This window comes from Aquibium oceanicum (assembly GCF_001889605.1).
GTDB lineage: Bacteria > Pseudomonadota > Alphaproteobacteria > Rhizobiales > Rhizobiaceae > Aquibium > Aquibium oceanicum.
Genome location: NZ_CP018171.1, coordinates 2,655,924 through 2,669,938 on the forward strand (window position 1 = coordinate 2,655,924; position 14,015 = coordinate 2,669,938).

Below are 14,015 nucleotides of genomic sequence, written 5' to 3' on the forward strand. Positions count from 1 at the left end.
CACCGTTTCGAAGATCACTCGACGGTAGAGACGCGATGGCGCCGGTACAAGATAAGCCCGCGTCACTCCTGCCAGTTGCCTTGCCTCTGCTCGGGGGATAGGGGCGTGCCATGAGCGATCAATTCACCTTCCGCCTGCTCGCCACAGACGGCGACGCCCGCCGCGGCGAGATTTCCATGCCGCGCGGCACGATCCGCACGCCGGCCTTCATGCCGGTCGGCACCGGCGGCACCGTCAAGGCCATGTACATGGACCAGGTGCGGGAACTGGGCGCGGACATCATCCTGGGCAACACCTACCACCTGATGCTGCGGCCCGGCGCCGAGCGCATGGCGCGGCTCGGAGGGCTGCACGAATTCGCCCGCTGGCCCTGGCCGATTCTCACCGATTCCGGCGGCTTCCAGGTCATGTCGCTGGCGCAGCTGCGAAAGCTCACCGAGAAAGGCGTCACCTTCAAATCCCACATCGACGGCGTCGCCTACGAGATGACTCCGGAGCGCTCCATCGAGATCCAGGGCCTGCTCGACTCCGACATCCAGATGCAGCTCGACGAATGCGTGGCGTTGCCCGCCGAGCCGGCCGAGATCGAGCGTGCCATGGAGCTTTCGCTGCGCTGGGCCGAACGCTGCAAGACGGCCTTCGGCGACCAGCCGGGAAAGGCCATGTTCGGCATCGTTCAGGGCGGCGATATTGCAGCGCTTCGAGTTCGCTCGGCCGAGGCGCTGAAGGCGATGGACCTGAAGGGCTACGCGGTAGGGGGCCTGGCGGTCGGCGAGCCGCAATCCGTGATGCTGGAGATGCTCGAGGCGACGTGCCCGGTACTTCCGGCTGAAAAGCCGCGCTACCTGATGGGCGTCGGGACGCCGGACGACATCGTCAAATCGGTCATGCGCGGCATCGACATGTTCGACTGCGTGATGCCCACGCGCGCCGGCCGCCACGGCCTCGCCTACACCCGCCACGGCAAGATCAACCTGAAGAATGCCCGCCATGCCGAGGACCCGCGTCCGCTGGACGAGGAGAGCGCCTGCCCCGCCGCGCGCGATTACTCGCGCGCCTATCTGCACCACCTGGTGAAGTCTGGCGAGAACCTCGCCGGCATGCTGCTCACCTGGAACAACCTGTCCTACTACCAGGACCTGATGCAGGGCATCCGCGACGCGATCGAGGCGGGGCGCATGGCCGATTTCGCGACGGAGACCGCCGAGCAGTGGGCGAGGGGCGATTTGCCGCCGGTCTGATCGACCGGCCATCGTCCCCGCAGCTACGTGCTGAGCGCGTTCGACGCCCGCAGGCTGCAGCCTGTGATGCGCCACAGGCCGTCGGGCTGGAGCTCAAGCGTATAAACTGCCTCGTAGTTCTTGCCGTCGGGACCGACCAGCAGCACCTGCTGGATCACCGAGGTCGGGCTCATCTGTTCCGATTTGCCGAAGGCGTAGCTCTGCGGCCGCCGCACGGGCATGTAGGCGCCTTCGACCATGGACATGAAGCTCTGCACGGTGGGAAACATTCGCGTGATGTTGGGCGCCGCGAAGGCATAGGCGCCGCTCTCGTCGTCCGCCAGGAAGGCCTTGAGCTGGCCGTCGATGGCACCCCGCGCTCCGGCGATCTCGGCTTCGCCGGCTGCTGCGGGAACGCCGGCCATGGACACCAGAAATACGAGGGCTGTTAGGACTCTCCACATGTCGCATTCTCCTTCGTGGTCGATCTCGCGGATGCGCTGGCGGATGCAGGCACGATACCAGATACGGAAAAAATCGCTTCGCGGTTTCGCCTGCCTGCCACTTCCTCAACCCTACGGGCAGGCTGCCGCAAATTTCGGCACTGGTCGCAAAATCGGCTAAGTGGAACCTCTTGCGGGGGATTGCGCTTGATTTCCTTGGACAAAGCCTTTGAAATGGCTGTCACAGGGGAGTTGCCGCGTGGTTGCGTTCGACGAGATGCGGCCGGACGGAGCGGATGTCCGCGAACCGTACCGGCGTTATGAGGGTTGGCTGAGCGCACAGGATGCCGCTCGCCTTACGGAAAAGATGACCGACGCGGAACGGGTCTTCCGCAGGACGGGCATCACGTTCAACGTGTATGGCGACAACGAAGCGGCCGAGCGGCTCATCCCGTTCGACATCGTGCCGCGCATCATCGCCGGCCGTGAGTGGCGGCGCCTCACGCAAGGCATCGAGCAGCGCGTGATGGCGCTGAACGCCTTCCTGGACGACATCTATCACCGGCAGGAGATCCTTCGCGCCGGCCGTATCCCGCGCGAACTGATCGCCGGCAACGAGGCCTTCCTGCCGGAGATGATCGGCATGAAGCCTCCGGGCGGGGTCTATACGCACATCATCGGCGTCGACATCGTGCGTACCGGAGAGGACGAGTTCTTCGTTCTCGAGGACAACGCGCGCACCCCCTCCGGCGTGTCCTACATGCTGGAGAACCGCGAGACGATGATGCAGCTCTTCCCGGAGCTTTTCCAGTCGGTCAAGGTCCGCCCGGTCGAGAACTACCCGCAACTTCTGCGCCAGTCGCTGGGGCGCGTGCGGCCGAACGGCTGCACCAAGGAGACGCCGCGCGTCGCCGTGCTGACGCCTGGAATCTACAACTCGGCCTATTTCGAGCACGCCTTCCTCGCCGATCAGATGGGCGTGGAACTGGTGGAGGGTTCCGACCTGCGCGTCATCGACGGCTGCGTCGCCATGCGCACCACCGAGGGCTACAAGGAGATCGACGTTCTCTACCGGCGGGTCGACGACGATTTCCTCGACCCGCTGACCTTCCGCTCCGATTCGGCTCTCGGCATCGCCGGCATCATGGACGTCTACCGGGCCGGCAACATCACGATCGCCAACGCGCCGGGCACCGGCATCGCCGACGACAAGGCGATCTACTCCTACATGCCCGAGATCATCGAGTTCTACACCGGCCGGCGCGCCATCCTCGGCAACATCCCGACCTGGCGCTGCTCGGAGGACGACAGCCTGAAATACGTGCTGGAACACCTGCACGAACTCGTGGTCAAGGAAGTCCACGGCTCGGGCGGGTACGGCATGCTCGTCGGTCCCGCCGCCTCCAAGAAGGAGCGGGAGACTTTCGCCGCCAAGCTCAAGGCGCGCCCCGGAAACTACATCGCCCAGCCGACTCTGTCGCTCTCCACCTGCCCGATCCTCACCGAAGCCGGCCTCTCGCCGCGCCACGTCGACCTCAGGCCCTTCGTGCTCGTCTCCGATAAGGTCCAGATCGTCCCCGGCGGCCTGACGCGGGTGGCGCTGAAACAGGGATCCCTCGTGGTGAACTCATCGCAGGGCGGGGGAACGAAGGATACCTGGGTGCTGGATGACTGAGAAAGCGAGTAGGGAGTAGCGAATAGCGAATAGCGGAAAAGATGCAGGAAGAACGCCGATCGATAAGTTCCTACCGAGATCTGGTTGTTTGGAATGCGGCTGTCGATCTGGCGGTAAACTGCTACGACATAACCACGCGCTTTCCTGCTCACGAGCTATACGGAATGACCTCACAAATAAGGCGATCGTCTACTTCGATAGCAGCAAATATTGCGGAAGGGCACGGACGAGAAAGCACTGGAGCATTCATACAGTTTCTGCGCATTGCTCAGGGCTCTCTGAAAGAACTGGAAACTCACATGGTGATTTCGGGCCGGGTCGGTCTGATCGGCCAACAAGAAATGGACGACATCCTGATGAAGGCATCCCACATCGGCAAGATGCTGAGATCGATGACCAGAAGCTTGCAGCGCAGGACATCATGAACACCCCCTCAATTCGCTATTTGCCACTCGCTATTCGCTTTCCTTCCAGCGCCGGAGCCCGCTGATGCTCCTCGGACGCACCGCCAATGGTCTCTACTGGATGAACCGCTACATCGAGCGCTCGGAGAACATGGCGCGGCTGGTGGATGCTGGGTTGCGGCTGGCGTTGACGCGCACGGCCGATGCTTCTGACGAATGGGCCTCGATCGTCGCAAGCGCCGGGGCAGCCGATACGTTTCGCCAGCGGCATTCGGAATTCACTGCCGAGACGGTGTCGGACTTTCTCCTGCGCGACACGACCAACCCCGGCAGCGTCGTGTCCTCGATGGAAACGGCGCGCAGCAACGGGCGGATGGTGCGCACCGCACTCACGCGCGAGACATGGGAGAGCATCAACGACGGCTGGATGTCGATCAAGCGAATGCTCGCCAATCCGATAGACGGCCGCGACCTGCCGGCGATCCTCGACGGCATCAAGCGCGAGACGGCCATCATCCGCGGCTCCTTCCACGGCACCATGCTGCGCAACGAGATCTTCGATTTCTCCCAGATCGGCACCTTCGTGGAGCGGGCCGACAACACGGCCCGCATCCTCGACGTAAAATACTACGTGCTGCTCCCGTCGGTCTCCTGGGTCGGGTCGACCCTGGACAACTATCAGTGGGAGTCGATCCTGCGCTCCGTCTCGGCCCACCGCTCCTACCGCTGGGTCTACGACGCGGAGTACAAGCCGAGCCTGATTGCCGACTATCTGATCCTCAACGGTCGCATGCCCCGGTCGCTCGCCTTCTGCTATCGCAACATCGCCGAGAGCCTGAACTTCCTGGCCTCCGAATACGGGGTTCGCCATTCCTGCCACGATCTCGCCGAATCGGTGCTCTCCAGGCTGAAGGTCAGTTCCATCAAGGAAGTCTTCGACCAGGGCCTGCACGAGTTCATCACCGATTTCATCGGCGACAATAGCCGTCTCGGCAGCGAGATCGCCCAGAACTACCGCTTCTATTGAGCCGACAAACGGAAGGCTGGGCATGCGTCTGAAGATCACGCACCGCACCGAGTACAGTTATGACGTGCCGCTTGGGTACGCTCTCGAACGGTTGCGGCTGACGCCCTACAGCGGCGGCGCGCAGACGGTCCATTCATGGTCTCTCGCCATCGAGGGTGCGCGCGAGGAGGTGCGGTTCGTTGACCAGTTCGCCAACGAGACGATCCTGATCAGCGCCGAAGGCGGACCGCGCGCAATCGCGGTCGAGGCGAGGGGAGAGGTCGAGACGCGGGAGACTGCCGGCGTCACCGGCCCGCACCGCGGCTTCGCGCCGCTCTGGCTCTTCGAGCATCAGACGAAGCTGACTGCGTCGGGAGAAGGCATCGCGCGTCTGGCCGAGACGATCGGCGAGGGCAGCGAACTGGACCGTCTGCACCGGCTGATGGCGACGGTCGCCGAGAGTGTCGCATACCTCAAGGGGACCACCGACGTCGCTACCCCCGCCGAAGAGGCACTGGCACGCAAGTCCGGCGTCTGCCAGGACCATGCCCATGTCTTCATCTCGGCGGCGCGGCGGCTGGGTTTCCCCGCCCGCTACATCAGCGGCTATCTCTGGACCGAAGAGAGCAGCGGCCACGCCGCGAGCCACGCCTGGGCGGAAGCGCATGTCGAGGCGCTCGGCTGGGTGGGCTTCGATCCCGCCAACGGCATGTCGCCGGACGAACGCTACGTGCGCCTGGCGACGGGCCGCGACTATCGCGACGCCACGCCGGTGTCGGGGATAAGGTTAGGCCAGGCCAGCGAACTGCTTGCGGTGAGCGTCACGGTCGAGCAGTAATCGCCGGGGCTCTTCCTCTGGCCGATTCGTTTCATGACATATTGCGTTGGCATCAAGTTGGATCGCGGGCTGGCGTTCATGTCCGATACCCGCACCAACGCGGGCATCGACAGCATCTCCACGTTCCGCAAGATGTTCACCTGGTCGAACCCGGGCGAACGCGTGATCGTGCTGCTTACCGCTGGCAATCTGGCCACAACGCAGGCGGTGGTGAGCCTTCTCGACGAGCGCTCCAAGGCGCCATCCGAACGCATGCCGTCTCTGCTCGAGACACCCTCCATGTTCCAGACCGCCCGCGTGGTCGGTAACCTGGTCAAAGAGGTGATCAGCGGATCGACGCCTAACGGCCAGAGCCAGGATGCCTTCGGCGCCTCCTTCATCCTCGGAGGGCAGATCAAGGGGTCCGAGCCGCGCCTCTTCATGATCTATCCGGAAGGCAACTTCATCGAGGCGGGGGGCGACACACCGTTCTTCCAGGTCGGCGAGACCAAGTACGGCAAGCCCATCCTCATCCGCGCCTACGATCCGAGGATGAGTTTCGAGGAGACGGCCAAGCTGCTGATGGTGTCGTTCGATTCGACGGTGAAGTCGAACCTTTCGGTCGGGATGCCGCTGGACATGCTCTTCTACGAGCGCGACTCGTATCGTATCGGGTACCAGAAGCGCATCACCGGCGACGATCCCTATTTCAGGACGATATCGGACGGCTGGTCCAACGCGCTTCGCAACGCGTTCGGCAGCCTGCCGGATTTCGAAATGTCATGAACGGTTTGCCGCCCCGAGCTCGTTGAGCTCGTGAAGCATGTCGAGCAGCGCCTCGATGCGTTCGCGTCCGAACCTCGCTTCCATTTCCTCATAGATCGCCCGGCTGTCGGGCGTCACCTGCCGGATGAATTCGACGCCGGCCGGCGTGATCTCGATGAACGTGCGGCGGGCGTCGGCCTCGTCGCGCTCTCGCGTAACGAAGCCTCGCTCCTCCAGTGTCCTGACGATGCGCGTGAGGCTTGGTGGCAGGAGGCAGGCGCGGTCAGCGAGTTCCGTGGCGTCCAGCGGCCGGCCTTCCGCCAATACCCGAACCACCCGCCACTGCTGTTCGGTGATGTCGTAGGCGGCGAGCAGCGGCCGGAAATGAGACATGACGGCCTCGCGCGCCCGAAGCAGCGCGATCGGCAGGGAGCGGCTGGTGTCGCGGGGAATGAGTGGGTCCCCGTGGTCGTCTCTCGGCGCGTCGGGCATCGGTCTCGATTCGCAACAGCCTGTCCGGATATCATCCATAGTCGAACATGCCCGGGAACGGAAATCCCATCTCTCGGCGGTTGATGGGTGACAGCGGCGGGAAGCGCGCGATAGATGATCCGGCAAACGGGGAGAACGTGGCCGATGGACAAGGAGCAGTTCCGGCAGTGGTCGCACAGGGCGGCTGACTGGGGAGCGGATTACCGCGAAAACCTCCGCGACCGCCCGGTGCGCGCGCAGACTGCACCCGGCGAGATCGCGGCGGCGATCGCCTCGGCGCCGCCTGAGGCGGCCGAGCCGATGGAGGCGATCTTCGCGGACTTCGAAAAGACGATCGTGCCCGGCATGACGCACTGGCAGCATCCGCGCTTCTTCGCCTATTTCCCCGCCAACGCCGCGCCCGTCTCGGTCGTGGCGGAGTATCTGGTCACGGCCATGGCCGCGCAATGCATGCTGTGGCAGACCTCGCCGGCCGCGACCGAACTCGAAACGAAGGTGCTCGACTGGTTGCGCCAGGCGCTCGGGCTTCCGGCGGGCTTTGCCGGCGTCATCCAGGATTCGGCCTCGTCCGCCACGCTCGCCGCCATGCTCGTCATGCGCGAGCGGGCGCTCGAATGGCAGGGCAACGCGCAGGGGCTGGCGGGTCAGAGGCCGGTCCGGGTCTATTCCTCCGACCAGGTGCACACCTCGATCGACCGGGCCATCTGGATCGCCGGCATCGGACAGGACAATCTGGTACGGATCCCGACCGCAGGTGCGTTGCGGAGCATGGATGCCGAAGCGCTTGATCAGGCGATAGCCCGCGACCGCGAGGCCGGGTTCCTGCCGGCGGGCGTCGTCGCCTCCGTCGGTGGGACCAGCGTCGGCGGCAGCGACGACGTCGCCGCCGTCTGCGCCGTCGCCCGGAAGTATGGGCTCTATGTCCATGTCGACGCGGCCTGGGCCGGCTCGGCGATGATCTGTCCGGAATTCCGCCATCTGTGGGCCGGCGTGGAGGAGGCCGACTCCGTGGTGTTCAACCCCCACAAATGGCTCGGCGCGCAGTTCGACTGCTCGGCGCACTTCATCCGCGACCCGGAAAGCCTGGTGAAGACACTGGCGATCCAGCCGGAGTTCCTCAAGACGCACGGCAAGGAAGGGCTGATCAACTATTCTGAGTGGAGCGTGCCGCTCGGCCGGCGCTTCCGGGCTCTGAAACTCTGGTTCCTCATCCGTGCGCACGGGCTCGAAGGTCTGCGCACGATGATCCGCAGCCACGTCGCTTGGGCAAAGAAGCTCGCGAGCAGGATTGCCGCCGAACCGGACTTCGAGATCGTCACCGAGCCCATGCTTTCGCTGTTTAGCTTCCGCCATCGCGTGACTGAGGGAGCCGACGAGGACGCGCACAACCTCGCGCTGGTGAGCCGTATCAACGACGAGGGGCGCATCTATCTCACCCAGACGCGCGTCGACGGCCGGGTGGCGATCCGCTTCCAGGCCGGTCAGTTCGAGGCGACCGAAGCCGATGTCGATGCCGCGTTCGACGCCATCGTCGATGCCGCGCGCGCAATGACCTGAGGGGCAAGCAGAAACCGCTTGCCAATCCGACGCTTTCGTTTTCTTCTTCGGGAACCGAAAACGAAAGCGGGAAGGCCAGATCATGTTCCTGTCGCCACGGCACGCCGCCATCATCGAGATGGCCAAGGAGCACGGGCGCGTGCTCGTCGACGACCTCGCCACGCATTTCAACGTGACGCCGCAGACGATCCGCAAGGATTTGAATGACATGTGCGATCAGCGCCTGCTGACGCGCATCCACGGAGGCGCGCTCTTCCCCTCCGGCATCGAAAACATGGAGTATGAAGCGCGGCGCAAGATCGCCTCCGACGAGAAAGACGCGATAGGCAAGGCGGCCGCAAAGCTCATCCCCGACAACGCCTCCCTCTTCATCAACATAGGCACGACCACCGAGGCGGTTTCCAAGGCCCTGCTCGACCACAACGGGCTGATGGTCATCACAAACAACATCAACGTTGCCAATAGGATGCGCGTCTATCCTTCGATGGAGGTGGTGATCGCCGGCGGCGTGGTGCGCGGGTCAGACGGCGGCATCGTCGGCGAAGCGGCGGTGGATTTCATCCGCCAGTTCAAGGTCGACTACGCGGTGATCGGATCGTCGGCGATCGACCACGACGGCGCGCTGCTCGATTTCGATTTTCGCGAGGTCAAGGTCGCGCAAGCGATCATCGCCAATGCCCGGCACGTGATCCTGGTGGCGGATGCGACCAAGTTCGAGCGAACGGCCCCCGTCCGGATCGGCCACCTTTCGCAGGTCAATACCTTCATCACCGACCGGTGCGACATAGAATCCATTCGCGGCATCTGCGCCGAATCGGAGGTCCGCCTCATGGAAACCACTCGCATGGCATGACCATCACGGGATAGTTTCCTTTTTCGTTTGACATTCGGGTTAATTTCGATTTTCCTCCTTCTTGCGCTTCATACAAAAGAAAATGCTGCATTGCGAAAGCGCTGGAGGGAACGTGGACGCCGCGGGGATATACGACATCCTTGTCATCGGAGGCGGTATCAACGGTTGCGGCATCGCCCGCGATGCCGCGGGCCGCGGCTACTCCGTCTTCCTCGCCGAGATGAACGATCTGGCGAGCGGCACGTCCTCTTGGTCCACCAAGCTGATCCATGGCGGCCTGCGCTATCTTGAGCACTACGAGTTTCGGCTGGTGCGTGAGGCGCTCATGGAGCGCGAGGTGCTGTGGAGCAACGCCCCGCACATCATCTGGCCGATGCGCTTCGTGCTGCCCCATCACAAGGGGCTGCGCCCGGCCTGGCTGCTGCGGCTCGGACTGTTCCTCTATGACCACATCGGAGGGCGCAAGCTGCTGCCGGCCACGAAGACGCTGGACATGCGGCGCGATCCCGCGGGCAAGCCGCTGAAGCCCCTTTTCTCGCGCGCTTTCGAATATTCCGACTGCTGGGTCAACGATGCTCGCCTCGTTGTGCTGAACGCCCGCGATGCGGCCAATCGTGGCGCCGTCATCCGCACGCGCTCCCGCGTCGCGTCGGCGCAGCGCACCGGCGAGCACTGGCAGGCGGTGGTCGAGAACCGCTCCACTGGCGAGAAGGAAACCGTTCGGGCGAGGCTCATTGTCAACGCCGCCGGCCCATGGGTCGACGAGGTGCTGGCCTCCTCGCTCGGCCGCAACGACGTCCACAACGTCCGGCTCGTGCAGGGCAGCCACATCGTCGTTCCCCGCAAATTCGACGATCCGCGCGCCTATTTCTTCCAGAACCGCGACGGACGCATCATCTTCGCGATCCCCTACGAGGAGGATTACACTCTCATCGGCACGACGGACCGCGACTACGAGGGCGAGCCAGGCGACGTTGCGATCAGCGATGCCGAGATCGACTACCTCTGCGAGGCCGCCAGCGAATACTTCGCAGACCCGGTGAGTCGCGAAGACATCGTGTGGACCTATTCGGGCGTGCGGCCGCTGTTCGACGACGGCGCTTCCAAGGCGCAGGAGGCGACGCGCGATTACGTGCTTCGTTCCGAAGGCGGTGAGGACAAGGCGCCGCTGCTCAACATCTTCGGCGGCAAGATCACGACCTATAGGCGCCTCGCCGAGGCGATGCTGGAGAAGATCGAGGGGTTCCTCGGCTCCAAGGGCAAGCCGTGGACTATGGGCGCGCCGCTTCCCGGCGGTGATTTTCCGGCGACAGGCTTCGAGGAGCAGGTGTCGCGCTTCCGCGCCGATCATCCCTTCCTGGAGGCTGCGCATGCGCGCAGGCTCGTGCGTCTCTATGGCACCAGGGCGGATCAGGTCGTCGGTCTCGCCTCGTCGACCACCGAGCTCGGCCGGCACTTCGGCGCCGATCTCTACGAGGCGGAGGTCCGATACTTGATGGCGAACGAATGGGCAGTCACTGCAGACGACGTATTGTGGCGGCGCACAAAGAGGGGACTGAGGCTCGGCGGGGAGGAGACCGCTGCGCTCGAGGAATTCATGCGCGGCGCCGCCAGCCGCGAGGACAAGGCGGCCGCAGAATAGCAGACCCCTCTGGGAGGAGGCGACAGTGCTGGAACTTAGGAACGTGTCGAAGACGGTGGGAGGCGAGGAGCACATCCGCGATGTGTCGCTGACCCTTCGTCACGGCACCCTGAACGTCCTGCTCGGCCCCACGCTCTCGGGCAAGACCAGCCTGATGCGCCTGATGGCGGGCCTCGACGCGCCGACCTCGGGCTCGATCGTCTTCGACGGCGAGGACGTGACCGTCCGGCCGGTCCAGAAGCGCAATGTCGCCATGGTCTACCAGCAGTTCATCAACTATCCGGCGATGACGGTCTACGAGAACATCGCTTCGCCGCTGCGCATCGCCGGCAAGGATCGCGAGACCATTGACCGGGAGGTCCGCCACGCGGCGGAACTCCTGCGCCTGGTGCCGTATCTCGACCGCACCCCGCTCAACCTTTCCGGCGGACAGCAGCAGCGTACTGCCCTGGCGCGCGCGATCGTCAAGAAGGCCGGGCTCGTCCTGCTCGACGAACCGCTCGCCAACCTCGACTACAAGCTGCGCGAGGAACTTCGCGCCGAACTGCCGAAGATATTCGCCGAATCCGGGGCGATCTTCGTCTATGCCACGACGGAGCCGCACGAGGCGCTTCTGCTCGGCGGCAACACGGCGACGCTTTCGCAAGGACGCGTGACGCAGTTCGGCCCGACGATCGAGGTCTTCCGGAAGCCGGCTGACCTGATCACCGCGAAGACGTTCTCCGATCCGCCGCTCAATACGATCGTCCTGATGAAAACCGGGCCGGTCTTCCAGCTTGATGGTGGGGCTGACCTCCCTGTGCCCGCGGATCTCGCGGGTGTAGCCGACGGGAACTACACGATCGGCTTTCAGCCCCACCATCTCTTTCTTCACGCGCCGACGCCGAAAGCGGTGCCGGTCAAGGCCAAGGTGACCGTCATCGACATAACCGGCTCCGAGACCTTTATCCATCTCGCCTACGCGGATGCCCGCTGGGTGATGCTGGCGCATGGCATCCACCACTTCCAGCCGGACGAGGTGATCGAGGTCTTCATCGACACGCGCCACTTGATGGTCTTCGACGAGACCGGCCGCGCGGTCACCGCGCTCGAAAAACTGGCTGCCTGAGGAGGAGCGGACATGGCGCGCATCGATCTCGACCACATCCGCCACGCCTATGGCGCCAAGCCGCAGTCGGAGGCCGACTGGGCGCTGAAGGAGGTGCACCATACTTTCCGGGACGGCGGCGCCTACGCGCTTCTAGGACCTTCGGGATGCGGAAAGACCACGCTGCTCAACATCATTTCCGGCCTGCTGCACCCGACCGAAGGCCGGCTGCTCTTCGACGGCAACGACGTCTCGACGCTTTCCACGCAGGAGCGCAACATCGCGCAGGTGTTCCAGTTTCCCGTGATCTACGACACCATGACCGTCTACGACAATCTGGCCTTCCCCTTGCGCAACCGGGGCGTGGCCGAGCGCGACGTTGACCGCCGGGTGCGCGAGATCCTCGAGATGATCGACCTGTCGGAGTGGGCGAAGCGCCGGGCGAGGGGGCTGACGGCGGACCAGAAGCAGAAGATTTCGCTTGGCCGCGGCCTCGTTCGTTCGGACGTCAACGCCATTCTGTTCGACGAGCCGCTGACCGTCATCGACCCGCACATGAAGTGGGTGCTGCGCTCGCAGCTGAAGCTGCTGCACGGCCGCTTCGGCCACACGATGATCTATGTCACCCACGACCAGACGGAGGCGTTGAGCTTCGCCGACCACGTCGTGGTGATGTACGAAGGCGAGGTGGTGCAGATCGGAACCCCCGACGAGCTCTTCGAACGCCCGAAGCACACCTTCGTCGGCTACTTCATCGGCTCGCCCGGCATGAACGTGCTGCCCGTCTCCGTGGAGGGCGCTCAGGCACGCTTCGGCGGTACTGCCATCAAACTGCCGGACCGGCCGCGCACCCCCATGGGCGGCGCCATCGAACTCGGCATTCGGCCGGAATTCGTGCGCCTCGGCCGCGAGGGCATGCCGGTCGAGATCACCAAGGTGGAGGATATCGGGCGGCACAAGATCGTGCGCGCAAAGCTCCAGGATCACGAGATCGCGGCGATCGTGCGCGAGGACGAGGAGGTGCCGGCCGAGCCGCACGTCGCGTTCGTGCCCGAGAAGATCAACATCTATGCCGGTTCGTGGCGCGTCGCCTTCGAGGGCGAGACCGAAAGGGCGGCGGCATGACCAAGGCCTGGAACAACCGCGCCTGGTTCATGGTGCTTCCGGTGCTGGTGCTGGTGGCCTTCTCGGCGGTGATCCCGCTGATGACCGTCGTGAACTATTCGGTCCAGGACACATTCGGCAACAACCAGTTCTTTTGGGCCGGAACCGAGTGGTACCAGGACGTGCTCTCGTCGGACCGGTTCTGGAATGCGATGGCCCGCAACCTTGTGTTCTCGGCCATCATCCTGGCGATCGAGATACCCCTCGGCATTTTCATCGCGCTGAACATGCCCCGCAAGGGGTGGGGCGTGCCGGTCTGCCTCGTTCTCATGGCCTTGCCGCTGCTCATTCCGTGGAACGTCGTCGGCACGATATGGCAGGTATTCGGCCGCATCGACATTGGCCTCCTCGGCCGTACGCTCTCGGCGATCGGAATCGACTATAACTACGTCAACGATCCCTTCGACGCCTGGGTGACAGTGATCGTCATGGACGTCTGGCACTGGACGAGCCTTGTCGTGCTCCTCTCCTATGCCGGCCTGGTTTCGATCCCGGATGCCTACTACCAGGCGGCGCGCATCGATGGCGCCTCGCGCTGGGCGATCTTCCGCTACATCCAGTTGCCGAAGATGAACCGCGTGCTGTTGATCGCGGTCCTGCTGCGCTTCATGGATAGCTTCATGATCTACACGGAGCCCTTCGTCGTCACCGGCGGCGGACCCGGCAACACGACCACCTTCCTCTCCATCGATCTCGTGAAGCTGGCGATCGGCGAGTTCAACCTCGGCGAGGCGGCCGCCATGTCGATCATCTACTTCCTGATCATCCTTCTCCTGTCCTGGGTTTTCTACACCGTCATGACCAATGCGGGGTCGGAGAAGTGAGATGGCGACGGGGCAGGGAACGGCGAACGAAAGGGACCGGGCGCTGATGCGAAGCGAGACGGACGC

At 64.1% G+C, this 14,015-nt stretch carries 14 protein-coding genes; 12 read left to right on the forward strand and 2 right to left on the reverse strand.

The features are described 5' to 3' along the window. The first annotated feature begins 110 nt into the window (after positions 1-110). Positions 111-1,241, forward strand: a complete 1,131-nt coding sequence (gene tgt, locus BSQ44_RS13065) for a tRNA guanosine(34) transglycosylase Tgt (RefSeq protein ID WP_072604818.1) — start codon at positions 111-113, stop codon at positions 1,239-1,241. A gap of 23 nt (positions 1,242-1,264) precedes the next feature. On the opposite strand, the gene BSQ44_RS13070 is transcribed toward tgt, so the two are convergent. Continuing rightward, positions 1,265-1,684, reverse strand: a complete 420-nt coding sequence (locus BSQ44_RS13070) for a DUF4864 domain-containing protein (RefSeq protein ID WP_072604820.1) — start codon at positions 1,682-1,684, stop codon at positions 1,265-1,267. 238 nt (positions 1,685-1,922) lie between these two features. Here BSQ44_RS13070 and BSQ44_RS13075 point away from each other — a divergent pair, with 238 nt between their 5' ends. The 5 genes from BSQ44_RS13075 (at position 1,923) to BSQ44_RS13095 (ending at position 6,351) form a co-directional block, all read left to right on the forward strand. Continuing rightward, positions 1,923-3,338, forward strand: a complete 1,416-nt coding sequence (locus BSQ44_RS13075; protein WP_072604823.1) for a circularly permuted type 2 ATP-grasp protein — start codon at positions 1,923-1,925, stop codon at positions 3,336-3,338. Between the two features lie 41 nt (positions 3,339-3,379). Next, positions 3,380-3,763: a four helix bundle protein gene (locus BSQ44_RS13080; protein ID WP_072604825.1), complete on the forward strand. Its 384-nt coding sequence runs from the start codon at positions 3,380-3,382 to the stop codon at positions 3,761-3,763. A gap of 64 nt (positions 3,764-3,827) precedes the next feature. Continuing rightward, positions 3,828-4,769 carry an alpha-E domain-containing protein gene (locus BSQ44_RS13085; RefSeq protein WP_072604827.1) on the forward strand — a complete coding sequence of 314 codons (942 nt, stop codon included), beginning with the start codon at positions 3,828-3,830 and terminating at the stop codon, positions 4,767-4,769. Positions 4,770-4,791: 22 nt separating this feature from the next. Beyond that, positions 4,792-5,586 (forward strand): transglutaminase family protein, encoded by a 795-nt coding sequence (locus BSQ44_RS13090; protein ID WP_072604829.1) that lies wholly within the window; start codon positions 4,792-4,794, stop codon positions 5,584-5,586. Positions 5,587-5,619: 33 nt separating this feature from the next. After that, positions 5,620-6,351, forward strand: coding sequence for a proteasome-type protease (locus tag BSQ44_RS13095; RefSeq protein WP_072604830.1), 732 nt, complete (start codon positions 5,620-5,622; stop codon positions 6,349-6,351). Here the strand turns inward: BSQ44_RS13095 and hpaR are convergent. Further along, the gene (hpaR, locus tag BSQ44_RS13100) at positions 6,346-6,822 is read right to left on the reverse strand and encodes a homoprotocatechuate degradation operon regulator HpaR (RefSeq protein WP_072604833.1); all 477 of its coding nucleotides are present in this window, start codon (positions 6,820-6,822) and stop codon (positions 6,346-6,348) included. The two genes, BSQ44_RS13095 and hpaR, sit on opposite strands and share 6 nt — an antisense overlap. Before the next feature lie 144 nt (positions 6,823-6,966). On the opposite strand from hpaR, the gene BSQ44_RS13105 reads away from it, so the two are divergent. From BSQ44_RS13105 to BSQ44_RS13130, 6 genes are all read left to right on the forward strand, one after another. Then, positions 6,967-8,379 carry a pyridoxal phosphate-dependent decarboxylase family protein gene (locus tag BSQ44_RS13105; protein WP_072604835.1) on the forward strand — a complete coding sequence of 471 codons (1,413 nt, stop codon included), beginning with the start codon at positions 6,967-6,969 and terminating at the stop codon, positions 8,377-8,379. Positions 8,380-8,461: 82 nt separating this feature from the next. Next, entirely contained in the window at positions 8,462-9,232 is a 771-nt protein-coding gene (locus tag BSQ44_RS13110; RefSeq protein WP_072604838.1) for a DeoR/GlpR family DNA-binding transcription regulator, read from the forward strand. Positions 9,233-9,314: 82 nt separating this feature from the next. Beyond that, positions 9,315-10,874 (forward strand): glycerol-3-phosphate dehydrogenase, encoded by a 1,560-nt coding sequence (gene glpD / locus BSQ44_RS13115; protein WP_378216481.1) that lies wholly within the window; start codon positions 9,315-9,317, stop codon positions 10,872-10,874. Positions 10,875-10,899: 25 nt separating this feature from the next. Beyond that, positions 10,900-11,982, forward strand: a complete 1,083-nt coding sequence (locus BSQ44_RS13120; RefSeq protein ID WP_072604842.1) for an ABC transporter ATP-binding protein — start codon at positions 10,900-10,902, stop codon at positions 11,980-11,982. A 12-nt stretch (positions 11,983-11,994) separates the two neighbouring features. Further along, positions 11,995-13,086, forward strand: a complete 1,092-nt coding sequence (locus BSQ44_RS13125) for an ABC transporter ATP-binding protein (protein WP_072604844.1) — start codon at positions 11,995-11,997, stop codon at positions 13,084-13,086. Then, entirely contained in the window at positions 13,083-13,949 is an 867-nt protein-coding gene (locus BSQ44_RS13130) for a carbohydrate ABC transporter permease (protein WP_072604847.1), read from the forward strand. The genes BSQ44_RS13125 and BSQ44_RS13130 overlap by 4 nt, the downstream gene beginning before the upstream one ends. Positions 13,950-14,015: the final 66 nt, after the last annotated feature.

Bases quoted from the DNA above. Each gene is read 5' to 3' on its own strand.
- tgt (WP_072604818.1), top strand. From the start codon at position 111: ATGAGCGATCAATTCACCTTCCGCCTGCTCGCCACAGACGGCGACGCC.
- BSQ44_RS13070 (WP_072604820.1), bottom strand. From the start codon at position 1,684: ATGTGGAGAGTCCTAACAGCCCTCGTATTTCTGGTGTCCATGGCCGGC.
- BSQ44_RS13080 (WP_072604825.1), top strand. From the start codon at position 3,380: ATGCAGGAAGAACGCCGATCGATAAGTTCCTACCGAGATCTGGTTGTT.
- BSQ44_RS13085 (WP_072604827.1), top strand. From the start codon at position 3,828: ATGCTCCTCGGACGCACCGCCAATGGTCTCTACTGGATGAACCGCTAC.
- BSQ44_RS13090 (WP_072604829.1), top strand. From the start codon at position 4,792: ATGCGTCTGAAGATCACGCACCGCACCGAGTACAGTTATGACGTGCCG.
- BSQ44_RS13095 (WP_072604830.1), top strand. From the start codon at position 5,620: ATGACATATTGCGTTGGCATCAAGTTGGATCGCGGGCTGGCGTTCATG.
- hpaR (WP_072604833.1), bottom strand. From the start codon at position 6,822: ATGCCCGACGCGCCGAGAGACGACCACGGGGACCCACTCATTCCCCGC.
- BSQ44_RS13105 (WP_072604835.1), top strand. From the start codon at position 6,967: ATGGACAAGGAGCAGTTCCGGCAGTGGTCGCACAGGGCGGCTGACTGG.
- BSQ44_RS13110 (WP_072604838.1), top strand. From the start codon at position 8,462: ATGTTCCTGTCGCCACGGCACGCCGCCATCATCGAGATGGCCAAGGAG.
- glpD (WP_378216481.1), top strand. From the start codon at position 9,315: ATGCTGCATTGCGAAAGCGCTGGAGGGAACGTGGACGCCGCGGGGATA.
- BSQ44_RS13125 (WP_072604844.1), top strand. From the start codon at position 11,995: ATGGCGCGCATCGATCTCGACCACATCCGCCACGCCTATGGCGCCAAG.
- BSQ44_RS13130 (WP_072604847.1), top strand. From the start codon at position 13,083: ATGACCAAGGCCTGGAACAACCGCGCCTGGTTCATGGTGCTTCCGGTG.